Origin of the sequence: Citricoccus sp. GCM10030269 (assembly GCF_042665635.1) — a bacterium.
In the GTDB taxonomy this organism is placed as follows: domain Bacteria; phylum Actinomycetota; class Actinomycetes; order Actinomycetales; family Micrococcaceae; genus Citricoccus.
The window spans coordinates 205,448-228,361 of sequence record NZ_JBHTCV010000005.1 but is presented as its reverse complement, the minus strand read 5'-3'; the positions used below and the strand labels follow the sequence as shown (position 1 = coordinate 228,361).

21 protein-coding genes are annotated in these 22,914 nt (G+C 68.4%); 5 read left to right on the top strand and 16 right to left on the bottom strand.

Features of this window, described 5'->3' with window-relative positions:
* The first annotated feature begins 13 nt into the window (after positions 1-13).
* A complete protein-coding gene (locus ACFQQD_RS08175) occupies positions 14-607 on the top strand; it encodes a DUF3043 domain-containing protein (RefSeq protein WP_378088156.1) in 594 nt (197 codons plus the stop codon).
* On the opposite strand, the gene ACFQQD_RS08170 is transcribed toward ACFQQD_RS08175, so the two are convergent.
* Positions 582-1,700 (bottom strand): quinone-dependent dihydroorotate dehydrogenase, encoded by a 1,119-nt coding sequence (locus ACFQQD_RS08170; protein ID WP_378088154.1) that lies wholly within the window; start codon positions 1,698-1,700, stop codon positions 582-584. The two genes, ACFQQD_RS08175 and ACFQQD_RS08170, sit on opposite strands and share 26 nt — an antisense overlap.
* 33 nt (positions 1,701-1,733) lie before the next feature.
* Here ACFQQD_RS08170 and ACFQQD_RS08165 point away from each other — a divergent pair, with 33 nt between their 5' ends.
* Positions 1,734-2,804, top strand: a complete 1,071-nt coding sequence (locus ACFQQD_RS08165; protein ID WP_378088152.1) for an alpha/beta hydrolase — start codon at positions 1,734-1,736, stop codon at positions 2,802-2,804.
* Here the strand turns inward: ACFQQD_RS08165 and ACFQQD_RS08160 are convergent.
* The 10 genes from ACFQQD_RS08160 to hrcA form a co-directional block, all read right to left on the bottom strand.
* Positions 2,729-3,553: an isoprenyl transferase gene (locus ACFQQD_RS08160; RefSeq protein ID WP_378088150.1), complete on the bottom strand. Its 825-nt coding sequence runs from the start codon at positions 3,551-3,553 to the stop codon at positions 2,729-2,731. The two genes, ACFQQD_RS08165 and ACFQQD_RS08160, sit on opposite strands and share 76 nt — an antisense overlap.
* 8 nt (positions 3,554-3,561) lie before the next feature.
* Complete coding sequence (gene recO / locus ACFQQD_RS08155; RefSeq protein WP_378088148.1) at positions 3,562-4,371, bottom strand: DNA repair protein RecO; 810 nt, start codon at positions 4,369-4,371, stop codon at positions 3,562-3,564.
* On the bottom strand, positions 4,371-6,143 hold the full coding sequence (gene leuA, locus ACFQQD_RS08150; protein WP_378088146.1) for a 2-isopropylmalate synthase: 1,773 nt from the start codon (positions 6,141-6,143) through the stop codon (positions 4,371-4,373). Before leuA ends, recO begins: the two co-directional genes overlap by 1 nt.
* Positions 6,144-6,451: 308 nt before the next feature.
* Positions 6,452-7,414 carry a GTPase Era gene (gene era / locus ACFQQD_RS08145; RefSeq protein ID WP_378088144.1) on the bottom strand — a complete coding sequence of 321 codons (963 nt, stop codon included), beginning with the start codon at positions 7,412-7,414 and terminating at the stop codon, positions 6,452-6,454.
* On the bottom strand, positions 7,414-8,754 hold the full coding sequence (locus ACFQQD_RS08140) for a hemolysin family protein (protein WP_378088142.1): 1,341 nt from the start codon (positions 8,752-8,754) through the stop codon (positions 7,414-7,416). Before ACFQQD_RS08140 ends, era begins: the two co-directional genes overlap by 1 nt.
* Positions 8,755-8,779: 25 nt before the next feature.
* Entirely contained in the window at positions 8,780-9,253 is a 474-nt protein-coding gene (gene ybeY, locus ACFQQD_RS08135; RefSeq protein ID WP_378088140.1) for an rRNA maturation RNase YbeY, read from the bottom strand.
* Complete coding sequence (locus ACFQQD_RS08130) at positions 9,243-10,223, bottom strand: PhoH family protein (protein ID WP_378088138.1); 981 nt, start codon at positions 10,221-10,223, stop codon at positions 9,243-9,245. Before ACFQQD_RS08130 ends, ybeY begins: the two co-directional genes overlap by 11 nt.
* A gap of 47 nt (positions 10,224-10,270) precedes the next feature.
* Complete coding sequence (locus tag ACFQQD_RS08125) at positions 10,271-11,041, bottom strand: 16S rRNA (uracil(1498)-N(3))-methyltransferase (RefSeq protein WP_378088136.1); 771 nt, start codon at positions 11,039-11,041, stop codon at positions 10,271-10,273.
* Positions 11,038-12,171: a molecular chaperone DnaJ gene (gene dnaJ, locus ACFQQD_RS08120; RefSeq protein WP_378088134.1), complete on the bottom strand. Its 1,134-nt coding sequence runs from the start codon at positions 12,169-12,171 to the stop codon at positions 11,038-11,040. The genes ACFQQD_RS08125 and dnaJ overlap by 4 nt, the downstream gene beginning before the upstream one ends.
* Before the next feature lie 69 nt (positions 12,172-12,240).
* Positions 12,241-13,263 (bottom strand): heat-inducible transcriptional repressor HrcA, encoded by a 1,023-nt coding sequence (gene hrcA / locus ACFQQD_RS08115; RefSeq protein ID WP_378088132.1) that lies wholly within the window; start codon positions 13,261-13,263, stop codon positions 12,241-12,243.
* 162 nt (positions 13,264-13,425) lie between these two features.
* On the opposite strand from hrcA, the gene ACFQQD_RS08110 reads away from it, so the two are divergent.
* Together ACFQQD_RS08110 and ACFQQD_RS08105 are read left to right on the top strand one after the other, a co-directional pair.
* Positions 13,426-14,298, top strand: coding sequence for a DUF3097 family protein (locus ACFQQD_RS08110; RefSeq protein ID WP_378088130.1), 873 nt, complete (start codon positions 13,426-13,428; stop codon positions 14,296-14,298).
* Between the two features lie 100 nt (positions 14,299-14,398).
* Positions 14,399-14,836 (top strand): DUF4870 domain-containing protein, encoded by a 438-nt coding sequence (locus ACFQQD_RS08105; protein WP_378088128.1) that lies wholly within the window; start codon positions 14,399-14,401, stop codon positions 14,834-14,836.
* A gap of 19 nt (positions 14,837-14,855) precedes the next feature.
* Here ACFQQD_RS08105 and hemW read toward each other — a convergent pair whose 3' ends face one another.
* Both hemW and lepA read right to left on the bottom strand, forming a co-directional pair.
* Positions 14,856-16,139, bottom strand: a complete 1,284-nt coding sequence (gene hemW / locus ACFQQD_RS08100; RefSeq protein ID WP_378088126.1) for a radical SAM family heme chaperone HemW — start codon at positions 16,137-16,139, stop codon at positions 14,856-14,858.
* A gap of 16 nt (positions 16,140-16,155) precedes the next feature.
* Positions 16,156-18,030, bottom strand: coding sequence for a translation elongation factor 4 (lepA, locus tag ACFQQD_RS08095; protein WP_378088124.1), 1,875 nt, complete (start codon positions 18,028-18,030; stop codon positions 16,156-16,158).
* A 228-nt stretch (positions 18,031-18,258) separates the two neighbouring features.
* On the opposite strand from lepA, the gene rpsT reads away from it, so the two are divergent.
* Positions 18,259-18,525, top strand: a complete 267-nt coding sequence (gene rpsT, locus ACFQQD_RS08090) for a 30S ribosomal protein S20 (RefSeq protein ID WP_378088122.1) — start codon at positions 18,259-18,261, stop codon at positions 18,523-18,525.
* Positions 18,526-18,623: 98 nt separating this feature from the next.
* Here rpsT and holA read toward each other — a convergent pair whose 3' ends face one another.
* Genes holA through ACFQQD_RS08075 form a run of 3 tightly spaced genes read right to left on the bottom strand, consistent with a single transcriptional unit; the run spans position 18,624 to position 22,883 of the window.
* Positions 18,624-19,628 carry a DNA polymerase III subunit delta gene (gene holA / locus ACFQQD_RS08085; RefSeq protein ID WP_378088120.1) on the bottom strand — a complete coding sequence of 335 codons (1,005 nt, stop codon included), beginning with the start codon at positions 19,626-19,628 and terminating at the stop codon, positions 18,624-18,626.
* Between the two features lie 10 nt (positions 19,629-19,638).
* Positions 19,639-22,140, bottom strand: a complete 2,502-nt coding sequence (locus ACFQQD_RS08080; protein WP_378088118.1) for a ComEC/Rec2 family competence protein — start codon at positions 22,138-22,140, stop codon at positions 19,639-19,641.
* Positions 22,137-22,883: a helix-hairpin-helix domain-containing protein gene (locus ACFQQD_RS08075; RefSeq protein ID WP_378088116.1), complete on the bottom strand. Its 747-nt coding sequence runs from the start codon at positions 22,881-22,883 to the stop codon at positions 22,137-22,139. The genes ACFQQD_RS08080 and ACFQQD_RS08075 overlap by 4 nt, the downstream gene beginning before the upstream one ends.
* Positions 22,884-22,914: the final 31 nt, after the last annotated feature.

Sequence of the window (22,914 nt, the reverse complement as noted above, 5' to 3'; positions counted from 1 at the left end):
CTAGAATGAGCGGGTGTTTGGACGCAAGAAGACCTCCGAGAACTCCGCCGCAGTGGCGACGCCCGTCATCGAGCCTGTGGAGGAGTCCCCGCGCCGTCACCCCAAGAAGGGCCCGACGCCGACCCGTGCCGAGCGCGAGGCCGCACGCCGTCGCCCCTTGGTCCCGGACGACCGCAAAGCGGCCCGGCAGGCATCGCGACAGGCGGAGGCCGCCGAACGTCAGAAGATGCGCATCGCCATGGAGACCGGCGATGAGCGCCACATGCCGTTGCGTGACCGCGGCCCCCAGAAACGGTTCGTCCGTGACTACGTGGACGCCCGGATCGGGCTGGGCGAGTGGCTGATGGTGTTGGTGCTGGTCTACGTCTTCCTCGCGTTCCTGCCCAACGCCACGCTGGCGATGTGGTTGACCTACTCACTCTGGGCTGTGGTGCTCCTGGTGGTCGGCGAGGGGCTGCTGCTCTCGTTCCGCCTCAAGAGCAAGCTGACCGAGAAGTTCGGCGAGGTCGAGAAGGGTGTGCGCTGGTACGGCGTCATGCGTGCCATGCAGTTGCGCCGGCTCCGCCTGCCCAAGCCCCAGGTCAAGCGCGGACAGTTCCCGAGCTGATCCCTGCGCTGACCCCCGCGAGGTCACGGTTGATCCGGGCCGCCCAGAACGGCCCCTCGTACAGGAATGCCGTGTAGCCCTGCACCAGGTCGGCGCCCAGCTCAAGACGCTGGCGCACGTCGGCTCCCGTGGTGACTCCCCCCACCGAGATGACGGCGACCGACTCCGGCAGCGCTCCGCGCAATCGCGCCAACACCGCCAGCGACCGATCGCGCAGGGGGGCACCGGACAGTCCGCCGGCGCCCAAGGACGCGACCTCGTCGGCCGGGGTACGCAGTCCCTCGCGAGCAACGGTGGTGTTCGTGGCGATCACCCCGTCCAGACCCAGCTCCACCGCCATAGCGGCGACGGCGTCGATGTCCTCATCGGCCAGGTCCGGCGCGATCTTGACGGTCAGCGGCACGTGGCGCCCGGTGGAGCGGTCAGCCTCCGTGCGCACGGCGGCCAGCAACGGCCCCAGGGCCTCGATGTCCTGCAGTTGGCGTAGCCCCGGTGTGTTCGGTGACGAGACGTTGACGGCCAGATAATCGGCGTGGACCGCCAGGGCGGACGTCGAGGCGAGATAGTCGGAGGTGGCCTCTTCTAGCGGCACGGCCTTGGTCTTGCCGATGTTGACACCGAGCACGGGACGACGTCGGCCGAAACGAGACGTGAGCTTCTTCCGCGTGGCCTTCAACCGCGGAGCGAGACTCACCGCGCCATCGTTGTTGAACCCCATGCGGTTGATCAGGGCACGGTCCTCGACGAGCCGGAACAACCGCGGCGCGGGATTGCCGGGCTGGGCCTGGCCGGTGATGGTTCCCACCTCGATGTGGCCGAAACCGAGATCCGCCAAGGCCGCCGTCCCCACGCCCTGCTTGTCGAACCCGGCGGCCAGGCCGAAAGGAGAGGGAAAGTCCAGGCCCATGACCCGTGTGGCCAGAGCCTTCGACGGGCGGGTGGCCAGGCGCAGAGCCGTGGACGCCCCGCTGGCCTCCGCCGCGCGGATCATGGAGAACCCGATGTGGTGGGCCCGCTCGGCGTCCATTCCCGAGAACACCGCCTGGAAGAACGCGGGATAAAGACGAACTGAACGAGGCGACGAGGTGGGCATGGGACTATCGAACCATGTCGTAGGCTGACGTTCATGTCGGACGTGCCGGAGGAGCCCTCGCAGGCCCGGCTGCTGGAGGACTCGCCCCCGGGACGGTGGGTTCCGGACATCCTCCCCGGATTCGAACGCCTGACCATCCCCCTCGAGGTCGACGAGGAAGGTCCGAACGTCGCCACCCTGGTCCGGGCGGACCCCGCCGGGGCCGGGCCGGCGTCGCGCATTCCGGTGCTGTATGTCCACGGGTGGTCCGACTACTTCTACAACGCTCCCCTGGCGCGGCTGTTCGAGGAGCGCGGTTACGCGTTCCACGCCCTCGACCTCCGCAAGTACGGGCGGTCGCTGCGGCCGGGCCAGACGCCGGGGTGGGTCTCCGGTCTGGAGGTCTACGACGACGAGATCGGACAGGCCCTGCGCATCATCGCCCGGGACCACCCACACGCTCCCGTGCTGATGGGCCATTCGACCGGCGGCCTCACCGTGTCACTCTGGGCGTCACGGCATCCGGGCCAGGCCCGCGCACTGGTGCTGAACAGCCCCTGGCTGGAGATGCAGGGGTCCAGCTGGGTGCGGCTGATGGCCTCGGCCGTCCTGGATCCCGTGGTGCGGCTGTATCCGAAGCGCTTTCTCCGCTTGCCGCGCATCGACCATTACTGGCGGTCTCTGTCTGCGCTGGCGGACGGGGAATGGGAGCTGCATCCGCTCTGGCGGCCCCGGTATGCCTTCGGTGTGCCCGGTGGTTGGCTGCTGGGGGTGATGGCCGGCCACGCGAAGGTGGCCGAGGGCCTGGGCCTGCAGGAGCCCGTCCACGTGATGCTCTCCGACCGGTCGGTGTTCGCCGCCCACAAATGGAGCGAGGCCCTCCTGAGTGCCGACATCATCCTGGACGTCGAGGTTCTGGCTCAGCGGGCCACCCGGCTGGGTCGCCACGTCACCGTGGTGCGGCACTCCGGCGCCCTGCACGATGTCATGGCGTCCCCACGGAGCATCCGTGAGGCCGCGGCCGAGGAGATGTTCACGTGGCTGAACGCCTACGGGGCGGCGCCTTCAGCGCCGTCGGCAGATCGGTCCACCGCACCCCCGTACCGGCGGTCACGCCGGGCATAAACCTCGACGGCGTCCCACAGGGTGGTGCGGTCGACGTCAGGCCACAGGGTGTCCAGGAACAACAGCTCGGCGTACGCGGCCTGCCACAGCAGGAAGTTCGAGAGCCGCTGCTCACCGGAGGTCCTCAGGAAGAGATCGACGTCGGGCACGTCCGGCTCGTCCAGGTGGCGGGCGATGGTGTCCTCGCGGATGCTCGACGGATTCAGCCGGCCTGCCTCGACCTCGCGGGCGATCGACTGGACGGCGTCGGTGATCTCGGCCCGGGAGCCGTAGTTCACGCACATGGTCAGCTGACACCGAGTGTTGCCTTGGGTCTGCTCCTCCGCGATCTCGAGCTCGTTCACCACGGACCGCCACAACCTCGGCCGGCGGCCGTTCCATCGGATCCTGACTCCCCAGGAGTCGAGGGTGTCTCGCTGGCGGCGCAGCACGTCACGGGAGAAGCCCATCAGGAAGCGCACCTCGTCCGGAGAGCGCTTCCAGTTCTCGGTGGAGAAGGCGTACACGGACACGTGCTCGATGCCGAGCTGCACCGCACCGGCCATGACGTCCAGCAGTGCCGCCTCCCCCGCCCGGTGCCCCTCGGTGCGCGGCAGGCCACGCTGATTGGCCCAACGGCCGTTGCCGTCCATGACGATCGCCACGTGGCGCGGGATGAACCGCGGGTCGATCTGTGGCGGCTGCGCACCGGAGGGATGCGGAAACGGCTCTCGCGGCGAGAGCCGCTGGGATGACGGAGTGGCGGGCATGCGGGTCCTCAGGGGTGCTGATCCATCACGGAGAGGGACTTCAAATGGCGTTCCAGGTGGAACTGGAGGTACCCGGACACGATACCGGCCGCCTCTCGCCGAGCCGGTTCGGCGGCCGCTTCGGCCACGTCCCAGTCTCCCGTCAGCAGGGCGGCCAGCAGTGCGATGCTCTCCGGGGCCGGCGTCGAGGCTCCGGGGGGACGGCAGTCAGGACAGACACTGCCGCCCAGCGCGACACTGATCGACGGATGCGGGCCGGGGGCTCCGCACCGGGCACAGTCGGTGAAACTGGGAGCCCAGCCCGCGGTGGCCAGCGCCCGCAACAGGTAGGAGCTGAGCAGCAGCCGCGGCGCGTGCGCGTGCCGCGCGAGGGCAGCCAACGCCCCGTGGAGCAGCCGGTACTGGCTCGTGCCCTCCCGTCCCGCCTCCCCAAGCGAGTCAGCCCCCGACTCGGCGACCTCAGCCAGGGTCAGGCGCTCGGCCGTCTCCACCATGGCCGAGGCGGCGGCGTAGGCGTCATAGTCCGCGGCGATGGCCTGTCCGTACGGGGTGATGGACTCGGCCTGGGTGATGATGTCCAGGTTGCGTCCGTGCACGAGCTGGAGTCGAGACAGCATGAAGGGTTCCAGGGTGGCGCCGAATTTGGACGACGTCCGCCGCACCCCCTTGGCCACGGCCCGCAACTGGCCGCGGCCGGGGGTCAACAGCACGATGATGCGGTCGGCCTCACCGAGCTTGTAGGTGCGCAGGACCAGGGCGTCGGTGCGGTAGCTATTGGCCGCATAGCCCGCACCGCCCCTGCCACCCGAACCGGCCATCAGGCTCCGGACACGGTGCTCGAGGCCCCGGCCAACTCTTCGTCGTCGCGAAGGGCCCGGTTGACGGCGGAGATTACGGCCTTCAGTGAGGCCATCGTCGTGTTGAAGTCCAGCCCGACGCCCCACAGAATGCGGTCGCCGACGGCGCACTCGACATACGCGGCGGCCATGGCCGAACCGCCCTCGGACAGGGCATGCTCCGAATAGTCCAGGACCCGGATGTCGAGACCGTCCTCGGCGAGGATCTTCACCAGGGCGGCGATCGGTCCGTTGGCCGTCGCGGTGCGCTCGGTCTTGTCTCCGTCCACCTCCGCCTCGGCCGTCATCGTGAAACTGCCGTCCTCGGCGGTCTCCGAGCTCACGTGGCCCAACCGGTAACGGCCCCAGCGCGCCTGGCCGTCGTCGGCTGGCAGGTACTCGTCCCGGAACACCTGCCACAGCTGATCGCCCGTGACTTCGCCGCCCTGGCCGTCGACCATCTTCTGGATGACGTGGGAGAACTCGATCTGGGCCCGACGCGGCAGGTCGAGATTGTGCTCGCTCTGCAGCAGGTAGGCCACACCCCCCTTGCCGGACTGCGAGTTCACCCGGATCACGGCCTCGTAGGAGCGGCCGATGTCCTGCGGGTCGATCGGCAGATAGGGCACGGCCCAGGGAATGCCGTCCCGGTCGGTGCCGGCCGCCGCGGCATCGGCGTCCATGGCTGCGAAGCCCTTCTTGATGGCGTCCTGGTGAGAGCCCGAGAAGGCGGTGAAGACCAGGTCGCCGCCGTAGGGCACCCGTTCCGCCACGCGGAGCTGGTTGCAGTACTCCACGGTGCGGCGGACCTCGTCCATATCGGAGAAGTCGATCATCGGATCGATTCCCTGGCTGTACAGATTCATGCCGAGCGTGACGAGGTCGACGTTGCCGGTCCGCTCGCCGTTGCCGAACAGGCACCCCTCGATGCGGTCGGCGCCGGCCATCAGCCCCAGCTCCGCCGCGGCCACGCCGGTTCCGCGGTCATTGTGCGGGTGCAGCGAGAGAATGATGCCCTCACGATGGGCGATATTGCGGTGCATCCACTCGATCGAGTCCGCGTACACATTCGGAGTGATCATCTCCACCGTGGCCGGCAGGTTGAGGATCATCTGCCGGTCGGTGGAGGCCTCCAAGATCTCGGCGACCTCATTGGAGATGCGGGCCGCGAAGTCCAGCTCGGTTCCGGTGAAGGACTCGGGAGAGTACTGGTACACGATCTCCGTGCCGGTCAGTTGCTCCTCGTACTTGCGGCAGAGACGCGCGCCGGTGGTCGCGATGTCCACGATGCCGTCCTGATCCTCCCGGAACACCACCCGGCGCTGCAGCACGGAGGTGGAGTTGTACAGGTGCACGATCGCCCGGTGGCAACCCTCGAGCGCCTCGTAGGTGCGCTCGATCAAGTGCTCGCGGGACTGCGTGAGGACCTGAATGGTGACGTCCTCGGGGATGCGGTCCTGGGTGATCAGCTGCCGCACGAAGTCGAAGTCCGTCTGCGAGGCGGACGGAAAGCCCACCTCGATCTCCTTGTAACCCATGGAGACGAGCAGATCGAACATCCGCATCTTGCGGTCTGGCCCCATCGGGTCGATCAGGGCCTGGTTGCCGTCGCGGAGATCCACGGCGCACCACCGGGGCGCTTCGGTGATGACGCGGTCGGGCCAGGTGCGGTCCGGAAGTCGCACGTCGATCTGGTCCTGGAAGGGGGTGTACTTGCTGAACTTCATTCCGGAGGGCTTTTGCTGATTGCGCATGGGGCTGGACGCCTGCCTTTCGTGGTTCCGGCATCGTCAGGGTTTCGGAGCCGGAGTGGTCTGGCTGGAGTTGGGCCGTGGAAACGCCTCCGCAACGGGGTTCCGGCCCGGCCGGGAGTGTGAACGAACCCTCCCGGCGCGTCAGCGCGTGGCGGGCGCCACGACCGACGACTCTGACCCGTTGCGGCGGCCTAGTAGTAGCCCCGCAATGGCCTCCGGGGTGAGCCCGGCACGTTCCAGTCGATCGCGCATATTTTCAGCGTAGCACCGCCCGGACCGGCGTTCGGGAACGCGAATCCCCGAAGTCCTCAAAACCCCAGCCGGCCCAGTTGCTTCGGATCGCGCTGCCATTCCTTGGCGACCTTGACCCGCAGGTCGAGGTAGACGGGCGTCCCCAGCAGCTTCTCGATGGAGGTCCGCGCCTGCATGCCGATGGCCTTGAGCCGGCTCCCGCCCTTGCCGATGATGATGGACTTCTGACTGTCCCGCTCGACGAACACGTTGGCGTAGATGTCCAACAGCGGCTGGTCCTCCGGTCGGCCCTCACGGGGGTTCATCTCCTCCACGACCACCGCTACGGAATGGGGCAGCTCATCCCGGACCCCTTCGAGCGCGGCCTCCCGGATCAGCTCGGCGACCGTCGTCAGCTCGGGCTCGTCGGTCAGTTCCCCGTCCGGGTACAGCGGGGGCGACTGCGGCAGCGGCTCGGCGAGCACCTTCGCTGCCTCGTCGACCTGGTAACCCTGGACTGCCGAGACGGGGATGACGGCCGCGAAGCCGGTGCCGCCGTTCTCCGGCCCGAGCACCTCGTCACCGAGCGCGGTGACGGCCATCAGTTGGGCGGCGACCTGTTCCGGCCCGACCTTGTCCGTCTTGGTGACCAGCGCGACGACCGGGGTGCGGTTCAGCAGGGCCAGTTGGCCCGCGATGAACCGGTCACCCGGTCCGATCTTCTCGTCCGCCGGCAGGCAGAACCCGACGGCGTCGACCTCACCCAGGGTCTCGGTGACCAGATCGTTGAGTCGCTGCCCCAGCAACGTGCGCGGCCGGTGCAGTCCCGGTGTATCCACCAGGATGAGCTGGAAGTTCTCCCGGTGCACGATGCCCCGGATGGTGTGCCGGGTGGTCTGGGGCTTGGAGGAGGTGATGGCGACCTTCTCCCCCACCAGAGCGTTGGTCAGGGTGGACTTGCCGGCGTTGGGCCGGCCGACCAGGGAGACGAACCCGGCTCGGAAGTCCGCTGGAACAGTGGATGGATCGAACAGGCTCATCAGGGGATCTCCCGGGGTGCTGGGGCGGGCGGTGACGACGGTGTGGAAACGGCGGGCACCTGCGCCGGTGACGGCTGGCCGGAGGAGCTGCGCACGGTCAGCCGGCCGACGCGGTTGCGACGGCCCTGCAGGGATTCGGCCGTCAGCTCGACGCCCTGGACGGTGACGTGCGAACCCTGGATCGGGACCCGGCCGAGGGTCTTGGCCAGCAGCCCGCCGACCGTGTCGATGTCCTCTTCGTCATCGAGATCCAGTCCGAAGGTCTCGGCGAAATCATCGATGCTCATCCTCGCGTCCACACTGAACGAGCCGTCGTCGAGCGGTTCGATCTCCGGGCGGTCCTGACGGTCGTACTCGTCGGATATCTCCCCGACGATCTCCTCGATCAGGTCCTCCAGGGTGACGAGACCGGCCGTCCCGCCGTATTCGTCGACGACGATCGCCACGTGTGTGGACTCGCGCTGCAGCTCCTGCAGCAGCACGGACACCGGTTTGGAGCCCGGCACGAAACGTACGTCCCGGGCCACCGAGTCGACCGGGGTGGTGGGATCCACGGCCGGGTCGGAGGCGCTGCTGTGCAGCGCACGGGCCACGTCCTTGAGATAGACCATTCCGAAGACCTCGTCCGCGTTGTCCCCGATCAACGGGATGCGAGAACATCCGGACCGCAGGAAGAGGTTCATGGCGTCCTCCAGGGAGGTGCCGGTGTCCACCGTGACGACGTCGGTCCGCGGCACCATCACCGCACGCACGAGTGTGTCGCCCATGTCGAACACGGATTGGATGAGCTCGGCCTCGGCGTCCTCCAGGACATCGGCGTCGTTGGCGCGAGCGACGAACTCCCGGAAGTGCCGCTCCTCGATTTCTGCGGCTTCTTCCTCCTCGTCCTCCGAACGGGGACCCGGCGCGGCCACGCGAGCCGGCAGGGGGCCGAGTACGGCGGTGAGGAAGCGCACCAGTCCGGCCGTCCGCTGAGCGGCGGCCACATCATGACGGCTCCCCACCTGGCGTGGAGAGATGACGACCAGCAGCAGGACCATCAATCCCATCAGCGCCACGGAGACCAGTCCGGTGATCCAGATGACGCCGATCAGGGAGTCCACGAACAGGGTCCCGGCCACGGCGGCGGCCGTCTCGGCAAAGAGCCGCCAGAAGCGCAGGGCGTGCAGGTGCTCCGGCAGCCGCGCCATGACCGTGAGGATCGGGCTGCGGGGCCGGCGCAGGGCGATGCCCTCGGCCTCCTTGCGGGAGAGGTAGCCCAGGGACGTCTCAGCGACGCCCAAGGTCCAGGCGAGGAACAACAGTGCCGCCAGCAGGACGGCCAAGATGAGCGGGGTCACGGTGCTCTCAGGTTCTCTCGGGCCATCAGTCTTCGGTGGGCTTCGGAGCGGGCCGGCCGAGGAAGTCACTGAGCAGCTGGTGCTGCAGGGCGAACATCTCGGCCTTCTCGTCCGGTTCGTCGTGATCGAAGCCCACTAGGTGCAACAGCCCGTGGGTCAGCAACAGCGACATCTCGTCAGTGGTGGAGTGCCCACCCCGCTTGGCCTGGATGGCGGCGACCTGAGGGCAGATGACCACATCCCCCAGCACTCCTTCCGGGCTCGAGGACTCGGCGGTGCCGGGACGGAGTTCGTCCATGGGAAAGCTCATGACGTCGGTGGCGCCCGGAAGATCCATCCACTCCAGGTGGAGCTGCTCCATCGCGGCCTCGTCCACGCAGATCACGGACAACTCGGCGCCGGGATGGAGGTGCAGTGCCGTCAAGACGTGGCGGGCCAGCTTCAGGAGGATGTCCTCCTCCACGGCGGTGCCGGACTCGTTCAGGATCTCAACCGCCATGATCGTGTTCCTCATAGGCATCGACGATCCGACTCACCAAGCGGTGGCGGACCACGTCCACGGACTGCAGCCGGATCACGGCGATGTCGTTCAGCCCCTCGAGCACGGAGACCGCCTGGTCCAGGCCGGAGCCGGTGCCGCGCGGCAGGTCGACCTGGCTGGTGTCACCGGTGACGACCATGTGCGAGCTGAAGCCGAGACGGGTGAGGAACATCTTCATCTGCTCCCCCGTGGTGTTCTGGGCCTCGTCCAGAATGATGAAGGCGTCATTGAGCGTGCGTCCGCGCATATAGGCCAGCGGCGCCACCTCGATGGTGCCATCGGCCATCAGTCGCGGAATCGACTCCGGCTCCACCATGTCGTGCAGCGCGTCGTACAACGGGCGCAGATACGGGTCGATCTTTTCGCTGAGGGTGCCCGGGAGATAGCCGAGGCGTTCCCCGGCCTCCACGGCGGGCCGGGTCAGGATGATCCGGTTCACCTCTTTGGCCTGCAGCGCCTGCACGGCCTTCGCCATGGCCAGGTAGGTCTTGCCCGTGCCGGCCGGCCCCAGACCGAAGGTGATGGTGTTCTGGTCGATGCTCTCCACATAGGCCTGCTGGTTGACCGTCTTGGGCCGGATCTTGCGGCCGCGGCTGGAGAGGAAGGAGGCGGACAGCAACCCGGAGGATCGGGCGCCGGAGCCACCGCGAACCAGCGTGGTGACCTGCTCGATGACTTCGGGCGTGATCGAGGTGCCGCGACGGGCGAGCCCGTGCAGGTCCTCGATGACCTGCTGAGCCTGCCCCACGTCTGCCGCAGGGCCGGAGACATCCAGCTCCTCACCGCGCACGGCGACGGTCAGTGCCGGATACAGCCCTTCCAGGACGCGCAACAACAGGTCCTGCGTGCCGAAGGTGCGCACCATGTCCTCGGCTGAGGCGAACGAAATGGTGATCTGCTCGTGGGCGGGTTCGGTGGGAAGGCTCAAGGGTGGTGGCTCAGCTCCTGTGCTGGGATGTGATGTCTGAGTCCAGTCTACGACCGCGTGCCGAACCGGCCCAGCAGTTGCTGGATGACCGCCACCGCCGCCGGCCCCGCCGTCGACGAGCGCAGCACATGCGGTCCGAGCACACAGGGCACTCCCCCGGCCTGGACCAGCGCGTCGATCTCGGCCGGACTGATGCCGCCCTCGGGGCCGACCACCAGGACGATGCGCTCGATCTGCCGCGCGTGCTCAGCCTCCCTCAGAGCCGTTTCCAGTGAGGTCTCGGCGTCTTCATGCAGCACCAGCACCACGGTGCCGGAGGCGGCGACGTCGGCCACCCCGGTGCCGGAGAACACCGACCGGGTGTGCGGAATCCGCGCCCGGCGCGACTGTTTGGCGGCGGCCACCAGGGCGGCGTCCCACTTGGCGATCGCTTTGGCCGCCTTCTCCGCCTTCCACCGCACGATGGACCGTTCGGCCTGCCAGGGATGGACGGCGTCGATGCCGAGCTCGGTCGCCGTCTGGATCGCCAGCACATCCCGGTCGCCCTTGGCCAGGGCCTGGACCAGGACCAGTTCGGGCGAGGGCACCGGCTCGTCCACGACGCTCTCGGCCGTCACCTCCAGCCGGTCCGGAGCGGCGGAGAGCACCGACCCGGACACCCTCCGGCCGGTCCCGTCCGCCACGTCGACCCGCTCGCCCGGTCCCAGGCGCATCACCTGGGCAGCGTGGCGGGCCTCGGAACCGGTCAGCACGACGACGGCGCCGGCCGTCACGTGCTGCAGGTCGCCCTCGGCGGCGTAGAAGACGGGATCGCTCACAGGTTCTTGAGGTTGTCCCGCAGCTTCGAGAACAGGCCCCGCTGCTCAGTGGTGCCGTGCACGCGGTCTTCACCGCGCACCGTGGCGAGCTGTTCCAGCAATTGCCTCTGCTCGTCGTCGAGCCGGGTGGGGGTCTCGACCCGGAGCGTGACTTTGAGGTCACCGCGTCCGTTGCTCCGCAGCCGGCCGACACCCAGACCTTTGAGCGTCTGCACCTCGCCGGACTGGGTACCGGCCTTGACCGGGACCTCCTGCTCGCCGTCGAAGGTGTCCAGCGTGAGGGTGGTGCCGAGGGCCGCCGCTGTCATCGGGACGCTCATGGTGGCCAGCAGATGATCACCGTCCCGTACGAAGACGTCGTGCTGGCGCACCTCGATCTCGACGTACAGGTCCGCGTGGGGACCGCCGCCCGGGCCGGCCTCACCGCGGCCGGCGAGCTGGATGCGGGTGCCGGTGGCGACGCCGGCCGGGATCTTGATGGTCAGCGAGGTGCGCTCACGGATCCGGCCCTGGCCCGAGCACTCGCGGCAGGGATCCGGAATGACCGTTCCGAAGCCCTGGCAGGCCGAGCAGGTTTCGGCGGCCATGACGGTGCCGAGGATGGAGCGCACGGGACGCCGGACGGCACCCTGGCCGTTGCAGATAGTGCAGGTCTCCGGCTGGGTCCCGGGCTGGCAGCAGGAGCCGTCACACGTGGGGCACACCACGGCAGTGTCCACCTCGAGCGTCTTCTCGGTACCGAAGACGGCGTCCCGGAGATCGATGCTGGCGGTGATGAGGGCGTCCTGGCCGCGGCGAGCCCGTCCGGTCGGACCGCCACCCATGCCACCGGATCCACCGGCGCCGAAGAACGTCTCGAAGATGTCCTGGAAACCGCCGAAGTCGGCGCCGCCGAAGCCGCCGCCCATGCCACCGGTGCCGTTCTCGTGGCCCGTGGCGTCGTAATTGCGCCGCTTCTCGGGGTCCGAGAGGACCTCGTAGGCCCGGGTGACGCTCTTGAACTGATCGGCGGCGTCCGGCGCGGGGTTCACGTCGGGGTGGAACTTGCGGGCCAACTTGCGGTAGGCGCGCTTGATCTCCTCGGCGGAGGCGTCCCGGCCCACGCCGAGTACCTCGTAATGGTCAGCCACGGTCTGCGGTGTTCCTTCCGGATGGGGATGGTGGTGAAGCTCGTTCTGGACGGTCGGGCCGTCCCGCCGCTATTGCGACAAGATCCTGGACAGATAACGGGCGATGGCACGCACGGCGGTCATGGTGCCGGGATAGTCCATGCGCGTCGGCCCCACGATTCCGAGTTTGGCGCCGGAACCGGGCCCGTATCCGGCGGCGATCACCGAGGTCTCGGACAGGGAACCGGTGTTCTCGGAGCCGATGCGCACACTGAGGCCCCGCACATCCTGCTCCATCTCGGTCAACAGACGCAACAACACGACCTGTTCCTCAAGCGCTTCGAGGATGGGGCCGATCGAGAAGGGGAAGTCGCCGGTGGACCGGGCCAGGTTGGCCGTACCGGCCATGATGATTCTGTCTTCTCGACGGGCGGCCAGCAAATGGTCCAGTTGTCCCGCGAAGGCTTCGGCCAGTGCTCGGTCCTCCGGCGGCACCGCATCCAGGGCCAGCCGGAGACCGTCCGCCGCCTGCGCCGGCGTCAGACCGTCCAGGTGACGCAGGAACAATTGCTTCAACGCGGTCAGGGGGGCTTCCGTGGACTCGCCCGGGTCGAGGTCCAGACCGAAGGCCCGCTGGTCGACCTGACCGGTGGAGAAGATCACCACCACAAGCGCCCGGTTCGGCGCCAGGGAGACGAACTCGATATGCCGGATGGTCGAGGAGTCCACGTGTGGGAATTGCAGGACGGCGACCTGATTGGTCAACTGCGCCAGCAGCCGCACGGTGTTGGACATCATCTCGTCGAAATCACCGGTCGATTCCAACAGCGTCTGCACGGCACGCTTCTCGGCCGCGGACAGCGGCTTGACCTCGGAAATCTGGTCCACGAAGACGCGGTAACCCTTATCCGTGGGGATGCGCCCAGAGGAGGTGTGGGGCGCGACGATGAGGCCCTCTTCTTCGAGAGCGGCCATGTCATTGCGCACGGTGGCCGACGAGACGCCCAGCTGATGGCGATCCACCAGGGCCTTGGAGCCGACGGGCTCACGCAAGGCGACGTAGTCGTCCACGATGGCCTGGAGGACCTGCATGCGGCGCGGATGTTCGCTCATCTCACCCTTCCCATCCTCATTTCGGCTTAGCACTCGACACTGTCAAGTGCCAAGTCTAGTACGCGCGTCCAATCCGCCCCAGTGCAGCCCAGTGCAGCCCAGCGCAGCTCAGCGCGAGCCGGTCCACCGAATCGCCCGTGCTCGTTGCTAGCGTCGGCTCTCGTGGATTGGAACAGCTGGGGCCCGGGCACCCTCGACGGCGGTTTCCGCCCTGCCGCCCGCACCGTCACCGAGGTCCCCGCCGACCCGGGGACCGTCCTGGAGGACACCGAGACCGGATTCACCGGCGCCGTGCTCCGGGTCGAGAAGTCCGGCGGCGTTCACCTGGTGGTCCTCGAGGGTCACAACGGCCGGGCCAGGTCATTCCCGCTGGGCTATGGGTTTCTCGTGGACGGCGCCCCGGTGAAAGTCGTGGCCCCCAGCCCCGCCTCGACGCCCGGCGACGGCGGCTCGCGTCCGGCCCGGACGGCGTCGGGCTCTGTGCGCGTGGAGAACGCGCGGGCCCGCACCGCTCGCGCCTCCCGCATCTGGGTCGAGGGCGTCCATGACGCCGAGTTGATCGAGAAGGTCTGGGGTGAGGACCTACGGCTGGAGGGCATCGTGGTCGAGCCGTTGCACGGCGTGGACGACCTGGCCGGCGCGATCACCGACTTCTCCCCCGGCCCACGGCGCCGGCTCGGGATTCTGGTGGACCACCTCGTCAGCGGTTCCAAGGAGGAGCGCATCGCCCGCGAGGCCCTGAAGGTGCCCGGGGCCAGGGGCGACGTGCTGATCGTCGGCCACCCCTACGTGGACGTCTGGCAGGTCATCAAGCCGGCGGTGCTGGGCATCGAGGCTTGGCCCGTGGTTCCCAAAGGTCAGGATTGGAAGACCGGGATCCTCAAGGGACTGGGGTGGCCGCATCGCACCAAGGAGGACGTCGGGCTGGGCTGGAAGAGGATTCTTTCCTACGTCAGGACCTACGCCGATCTGGAACCGGCACTGCTGGGCCGGGTCGAGGAAGTCATCGACTTCCTCACGGCCACCAGCGACTGAGGTGCGCCGTTCACCTCGCCCCCGGCGGTAGAGTGTCGATCAACAGCATCTGAGCAGTACAGCATGAGCAGTACAGCATGAGCAGCGATCCGGAAAGGCCATGGACGTGTCCCAGCAGCATCCCGGCGGACCACACCGCCAGCGTCCGTCCGCTGCCTCCCAGCGTGACCAGCACTTGCAGGGCTCACCGGCCCAAGCCGAACCGCTGACCCCCGCTGAGGACCGCCAATGGGCCACACTGGCGCATTTCGGGGGCGTCCTGGCATGCATCCCCTCGCTGATCATCTACCTGGTCTTCCGTCATCGCGGCCCCTTCACGGCTCAGGAGGCCAAAGAGGCCCTGAACTTCACGCTGCCGCCGACCGTGCTGGCCATCGTGGCCAATCTCCTCGCGCTGATTCCGATCATCGGCGGCATCTTCGGCATCGTCGCCATGCTCATCTGGCTGTTCATGACCGTCTCCGGCGTGGCTGCCGGCATCCAGTGCAACAAGGGCCGCCCGTACCGGTACCCGATCAACCTGCGCCTGATTCAGTAGTTCGCTCAGAACCGCCTGCTCAGAAGCCCGCCAACCGCCGCACAATGGCGTCGTCGAGCAGCCGGCCCTGCAGCGTCGGCACCACTCTGCCGGTCACGGCGGCGCGACCGTCCAGCAGTCCCTCCGCGATCATCGCGGCGATCTCGCGCTTGGCGTGCGCACCGCCGTCGGGCGCCGATTCCTCCAGGGCGGAGATCTCCAGCCCCTCGGCGAGCCGGACACCCAGCATGACGCGTTCGAGGAACCGCGCCTCGGCGTCGGGCTCCTCTCGCCCCACGGACGGTGACACGCCCGTGGCCAGCCGCTGCGCGTAAGCGGCGGGGTGCTTGGCGTTCCAGAACCGCACCCCGGCCAGGTGGGAGTGCGCCCCGGGGCCGGCACCCCACCAGTCCTGGTCCCGCCAATAGGCCATGTTGTGCCGGGCCCGATGTGCTCCGGTGCCCTCGGGGTCACGCGCCCAATTCGAGATCTCGTACCAGCGGTATCCGGCCTCGGACAGCAGCCGCTCCGCCAGCAGGTACTTGTCGGCCTGATCATCCGGGTCGACGTCGGCCACGGACCCACGTTTGACGGCCGCACCGAACTTCGTGCCGTCCTCCACGATGAGCGAGTACGCCGAGATGTGGTCCGGCTCCAGGGCCACGGCCGCCTCAACGGTGCTCTGCCAGTCCGCCAGCGACTCCCCCGGCGTGCCGTAGATCAGATCCAGAGAGACCTCCAGTCCGGCCTCGCGGGCCCACCCGACGGCGGCGGGCACGTTCTCCTGGCGGTGTGTGCGCTCCAGCGTGGCCAGCACGTGGGGCACCGCCGACTGCATGCCGAAGGAGACGCGGGTGAACCCGCCGTGTGCGAGTTCCCGCAGCGAGTCGGCCGTCACCGAGTCCGGGTTCGCCTCGGTGGTGATCTCCGCGCCGGGCGTGACACCGAACAGCTCCCGGGCCCGGTCGAGGATGCTCACCAGGTCCGACGCGGGCAGCAACGTGGGGGTGCCGCCGCCGAAGAATACGGTCTCCAGAGTGCGCGGAGGCACATCCGAGGCGGTCAGGGCCTGGGCCGCGAACTCGAGCTCTCCGGAGACGGTGTCCGCGTAAGAGCTTCGGGACGCCCCGGGACCCAGGTCTTCGGCGCTATAGGTGTTGAAGTCGCAATAACCGCAGCGCACGGTGCAGAACGGCACGTGCACGTACAGGCTGAAGGTTCGGGGGCGGCCGGCCTCGGCCGCGGCGCGAACCCGGTGGGCGACGTCGTCGGGGAAGCGGCCGTCGTCGGGCGCGGGATCACCGAGAGGAAGAGTGGAAGGCACTGCTGGAACAGCCGCGCTATTTCTTGGCGCCGGACTCGGAGCCGGCCCCGTCCGAGGAGAGCGCGGCGATGAAGGCCTCTTGCGGGACCTCGACCCGGCCGACCATCTTCATGCGCTTCTTGCCCTCCTTCTGCTTCTCCAAGAGCTTGCGCTTCCGGGAGATGTCACCGCCGTAGCATTTCGAGAGCACGTCCTTGCGGATGGCCCGGATGTTCTCACGGGCGATGATGCGCGAACCGATGGCCGCCTGGATCGGCACCTCGTACTGCTGCCGCGGAATCAGTTCCTTGAGCTTGCTGGTCATCTTGACGCCGTAGGCGTAGGCCGTGTCCTTGTGGGTGATGGCACTGAACGCGTCCACCTGCTCGCCCTGCAGCAGGATGTCGACCTTGACCAGGTCGGCGGACTGGTCCCCGTCGGCCTTCCACTCCAGGGAGGCGTAGCCCTTGGTGCGGGACTTGAGCAGATCGAAGAAGTCGAAGACGATCTCGGCCAGGGGAATCCAGTAGCGGATCTCCACCCGCTCCTCGGAGAGGTAGTCCATGCCCTTCATCTGTCCGCGTTTGCCCTGGCACAGTTCCATGACCGCACCGATGAACTCGCTGGGCACGATCACGGTGGCCGAGGCCATCGGCTCGCGCACCTCCCGGATCTTGCCCTCCGGGAACTCGGAGGGATTCGTCACCGTGACCACCGACTGGTCCTCCCGCGTGACCTCGTAGACCACGTTGGGCGCCGTGGAGATCAGATCCAGGTTGAACTCCCGCTCAAGCCGTTCGCGGATGATCTCCAGGTGCAGCAGGCCGAGGAAGCCCACGCGGAATCCGAAGCCGAGGGCCACGGAGGTCTCCGGCTCGTAGGTCAGGGCGGCGTCATTGAGCTTGAGCTTGTCGAGGGCGTCACGCAGGACGGGATAGTCGGAGCCGTCGATGGGGTACAGGCCGGAGAAGACCATCGGCTTGGGATCGGCATAGCCGCCGATGCGTTCCGCAGCCGGCTGCGCGGCCCCGGTCACGGTGTCACCGACCTTCGACTGGCGCACGTCCTTCACGCCGGTGATGAGGTACCCGACCTCGCCGACGGCCAGGCCCTTGGACGGGATGGGCTCGGGCGACGAGACCCCGATCTCGAGCAGTTCGTGAGTGGCCCCGGTGGACATCATGGTGATCTTCTCGCGCGGAGACAGTTTGCCGTCCACCACGCGGACATAGGTCACCACGCCGCGATAGGTGTCATAGACGGAGTCGAAGATCATCGCTCGGGCCGGGCCCTGCGCGTCGCCCTCTGGTGGCGGGACCGCCTTGACCACCTGATCCAGCAGCTCTTCGACCCCCACCCCGGTCTTGCCGGAGACCCGCAGTACATCCTGCGGATCGCAACCGATCAACCCGGCGATCTCCGCGGCGTACTTGTCCGGTTCGGCCGAGGGTAGGTCGATCTTGTTCAGCACCGGGATGATCGCCAGTTCGTGCTCCATGGCCAGATACAGATTGGCCAGGGTCTGCGCCTCGATGCCCTGGGCCGCATCGACCAGCAGGATGGCGCCCTCACAGGCGGCCAGTGAGCGGGAGACCTCGTAAGTGAAGTCGACGTGCCCCGGAGTGTCGATCATGTTCAGGGCGTAGGTGGCGGACGTCCCGGTCTCGTCCTCGACCGCCCAGGGCATCCGAACGGCCTGGGACTTGATGGTGATGCCGCGCTCGCGCTCGATGTCCATCCGGTCCAAGTACTGGGCCTTCATATCCCGAGGCTGGACGACGCCGGTCGACTGCAGCATGCGGTCTGCCAGCGTCGACTTGCCGTGGTCGATGTGCGCGATGATGCAGAAATTCCGGATCACCGACGGATCGGTGGCGGCGGGCACCGGGGCATGGCTCGCCTTGGGCGACACGGGCATCTTCCTTCAACTCGGCAGTACTCGGGGCTGATCGTCCATTCTTCCACGTTTCCTGGGCAGCGGCGGTGTCCGGCGGCCCGTGATAAGCTGTATAGCTGTGTGTCCGCGCAGGTCGACGGGCACTCCCGGAACGGCTCAACCAGGTATCCCCACGCCGCTCAGTCGCCGGAACCGGGATTATCCCTCACCGACCACGTCAGAAGACAACAGAAAGACCGTTCCTTGGCAAACATCAAGTCCCAGAAGAAGCGCATCCTGACCAACGAGAAGGCGCGTCTGCGTAACGTCGCCGTGAAGTCCGAACTGCGTACCGCTATCCGCGCTGTGGACAAGGCCATCGCCGCCGGCGATCAGGCCGCAGCTTCGTCCGCCGTCGCCCTGGCCAGCAAGAAGCTGGACAAGGCGGCCAGCAAGGGCGTCATCCACAAGAACCAGGCTGCTAACCGCAAGTCCGGTATCGCCAAGCGCCTTCAGAGCGTCAACGCCTGATCTGCGGCTGAACGCCGCACCTCGCGGGTGATCAGCGAAGCCCCCGTCCCTTCACGGACGGGGGCTTCGGTGTGTCTGGAGAAGATGTCTGGTGACGGTCACCGGCGAGCAGCGAGGGCGATGCGGGTGACGGCCTTCTCGACGGCATAGTCGGCGTCCTTGGCCTGTCCCTTGGCCTCGGCGTCGGCCTGAGCCACCCACTCGATGGCGGCGGCGATGGTCGCCGGGTTCCAGAACCGCACCGTCTCCGACACCCTCCGTGCCTGCCACGGGGCCATACCGAGCACTCCGGCCAGTTGTCCCTGACCGATGCGGGCGTCCACGATGCGGGCGATCTGGCGGGTCTTCAGGGCCAGGGCACCGGTGATGGCCGGAGCGGAGACCCCCGTGGCCAGAGCGTGCCGGAGCAGGGCCGTCGCCGGTCCGGCCCGTCCTTCGATGGCGGCATCGGCGACCTTGAACGCCGTCGCCTCTACGCGGCCGCCGTAGTAGCGGTCCACCATCTCGGTGGTCACGGTTCCCTCAGTGTCCTCGGCGAGCTGTTGGCAAGCCGCGGCCAGATCGGCCAGCGAACCTCCGGCCGCGTCCAGCAGCGAACGGACTGCTTCCGGGTCGATGGAGCGGCCTCGGGACCGGAACTCCCCGACGACGAAGTCGGTCTTGTCCGCCTCGGAGGAAATGGGCTGACACTCGACCAGGACACCGGCCTCCGTGACGGCGTCCAGCAACTTCTTGCCGCGATTGCCGCCGGTGTGACGCAAGATCAGCGTGACGTCGTCGGCGGGGGCACGAACGTAGTCCAGGCAGTCGACGAGGAAGGCCTCGGTCATCTCCTGCAGCCCGTCGATCTGCAGGATCTTGGCCTCTCCGAACAGCGACGGGCTGGCGAGCATGGACAGTTGGCCGGCCTCGTACTCTCCGGCCTCCAGGCGGTGCACCTCCAGCCCCGGATCCTGTTCGCGCAGGACGGTCCGCACCCGATCGGTGACACGGGTGGCGATGAAGTCCTCGGGCCCTTTGAGGAGCATGAGCCGGGCCGGCTTGACGGTGCGCCAGTCCGCCCCGGAACGCGTGGGACGGCGGGAACGACTCGAGGCGGGCATGCGTCTCATCCTACCGGCGGGATCCGGCCATCGTCGGCACCAGCTCTCCCTTCCGCAGCGACAGCACCGTGGTCCCGTGTAGGTCCGTGCGCACCACTGGACCGTGGCGTTCGAGTTCGCCGATGATCGCCGGATGCGGGTGTCCGTACGTATTGTCCTCCCCGACGCCGACCACGGACAGCGCCGGATCCACGGCTCGGATCACGTCGGCGCCACCGTTGCTGGCCCCGTGATGAGCGACCTTGAGAACATCCACGGAGTCCGGGTAGACCCCCTGCTGAAGCAGAGACCGGGCGGCGTCCTCCTCCAGATCGCCGGTGAGCAGTACCGAGTACTCGCCCTGCGGGGTGTGCACGGTGGCCAGCATCTGCATCGAGGCGTCGTTCTCCGAGGCCGCGGAGTGGTCGGCATCCAGCACGGTCCAGTTCACCCACCAGCCCGGCGCCGGCCGGTCGCGCTCTTGTTTCCCACCTACCTGCTGCCCACCCACCCGGCCAGTCTCCCCCGATGCCGGCTGCCGGGCTCCGTTCAGCGCCGGAACCCTGGTCTCGGTCCCCTCGGAGGCGGTCGAGTACAGGATGTCGGCCGGCCGGCAGCAGTCGACGACCGCCGCGGCGCCCCCGGTGTGGTCTGCATGCAGGTGGGACAGCACCAAGAGATCGACTCGATCCACGCCGAGTCGATCCAGGCACGCCCTCGCGTCGGCCGGCTCCGGCCCGGTGTCCACCACCATTGCCGACCGATCACCGGTGCGCAGCGCCACCATGTCCCCCTGTCCGACGTCGCAGGCGGCCAACGACCAGTCCTCCGGCACCGGACCGGCCGGCGGAGCGAGGACCACGCCGAGCTGGCTGCCCGCAGCGGCACAGATGACCGTCCACGCGACGGTGACGCTCCAGCGCAAGCGGGGATTCGACGTCGTGCGTCCGGTGTTGGACTGCCCGAGCCGACGGACCCGGGCCGGCCGCGTGCGTTCCCACCGCAGCACGAGCCACAGCAGGGCCACGGCTGCCGTCAGATGCAGAAAGACGAGCACCACCCCGGTGGTCCCCTCCGGCCACGGTTGGACTGCTCCGGGCCAGCGTGAGACCACCGTGGCGATCCAGCCGATCCCCGCGGCGGGCCAGCCGATCACCCAGAACACCACGGCCGCGAGTCCGGGGAACGGAACAGCCACCACCGCCGCGGCCGTTCCGGGAACGGTGACGAACGGGACCAGCGGCGCCGCCAACAGGTTGGCCGGGACCGAGTAAGCACTCAGATCCCCGGTCATGCCCACGAGGATCGGCTGGCAGGCGATCTGGGCGCACACCGTGACCGCCAGAGCCGCCCCGATGGTTCCGGCCACGGGTCCGGGCATCCAGTGCCGTAACGCAGCGGTCAACCATTGCTCCACGGGCCGAGCCGCCAGGACGATGCCGCACGTGGCGGCCACGGAGAGTTGAAATGCCGGTTCGGTGACCAGGGCCGGTTCCCAACACAGGAGCACACACACGGCGAGGAACAGCAGCGGCACGGCATGACGGCCCCGGCCGAAGAAGACGGCCCAGGCTCCCAGTGCACCCATCACAGCGGCGCGGATGACCGACGGTTCTGCGCCCACCACGATCACGAAGATCACCAGCACTCCGAGAACGGTCGCCAAGACCACGGGGCGTCGAATCCGGAACGACCGCAGGGTCATGGTGACGGCCCCCGCGATGAGGGTGCAGTTCGCTCCGCTGACGGCGCTGAGATGGCTCAGTCCGGACGTCTTCATCGCCTCGTCCAGGTTCGGTTCCTGGGCAGAGCGGTCTCCCAGGACCAACCCCGGCAGCAGTTGTGGGGCGTCGCCCACCGAGCCGGTGGCCGCCTCGCGAACCGCCGTGCGGACCAGGTCCCGGCCCGTGGATCCGCTCGACCCGGCGGTACCGTCAGTGGAGCTCGGGCAGGAGCCGGTATCCGGAGCGGTCTTCGCCCGGGCGAACACCGAATCGTTCTGCGCCTCGAGCGTCGCGACGAAGCAGAGGGGCGTACCGGCATCCAGATCGCTCCAATGGCGGCCGCCGGACACGATCACGCTCGCACCGCCGGGGACCGACCCCAGGGGGTGACCGAACCGCTCCACGGTCACCGGCAGATGCCAGCTCGGCCCGAAGGCTCCGGCAGACCGCGTCGATGAGCCGGTCGTTTCCCCCGACAGCCGCACCGGTTGATCCGTGGCCACGGCGTCCTCCCAGCCGGAACTGTTCACGGGAGCCCGGTGTCCCACCGCCTGGACGCCGGCCACCGCCGCGATCCACAGGGCACAAGCCGAGAGGGCCATCACCATGGACGGCCATTCCGTTCGGTTCCAGCGCACCAAGAGCGCGGTGCAGACGACGGCGGCGCCGGCCAACACCCACGGGAGCAGGACCGCCATCGCATACGGAAGCGCCTGAACCGCCAGGCATGTCGCCACGGTCGCGAGGGCCGCGGGCAGGAGCCGGAGGTCGACCGCCCCGGAGACTCTGCCCTCGGCCCGCACGGTCACCAGGCGACCAGTCCATCCAGCTGTTCCATCATGGCCGGGCCGATCCCGGACACGGCGTCCAGATCCTCCATCGAGCCGAACGGTCCGACCTGTTCGCGGTGATCCACAATGCGGCCGGCCAGCGCCGGACCGATGCCGGGAAGCTCCTCCAGTGCGGTCACGTCGGCGGTGTTGAGATTGACAGTGGCCGCGCCGTCAGCCCCCGCCTTCCCGGCTCCCGCCACCCCAGGCGCCGGTGTCGCGGCTGGAGCCTCCGGGATGTCCGGCCCGGGCACCATGATCTGGCTGCCGTCGGTGGCCGGCGCCGCCAGATTCAGCCGGTCCAACTGAGCCTCACCGGTCGCGCCGCCGACGGACTGCAGGGCGTCCGCCACCCGAGACCCCTCCGGCAACTCAACCAGGCCGGGCTCGCGCACTTCACCGGCCACATGCACGGTGACGGAGCCGCTACCGGCCGGGTCCGCCGTCGGGCTCACCGAGCGCGGTGCCGGTTCGGAGGAATCGAGAACCGGAGCCGCTGCTGGAGCTGTCTCCCCTCCGGGGCCGGCCGGAGACGTTAGCCAACCGACCACCCACCACGCCCCGGCGAGCACGGCCAGCAACAGGACAGCCGACGTGACGATGCGAGTGCGCCAGAGCAGAAGGGGCCCGGGCTCCTGCTCCCATTCCTCTGCGGACCTCAGGTGTGCGGCGTCATCCGGCTGCGCATCTGCAGCCGGACCGCGGTGACTGTGCCGTCCCATGTCTCCCAGCCTGCTCCGTGACCGTGTCCGA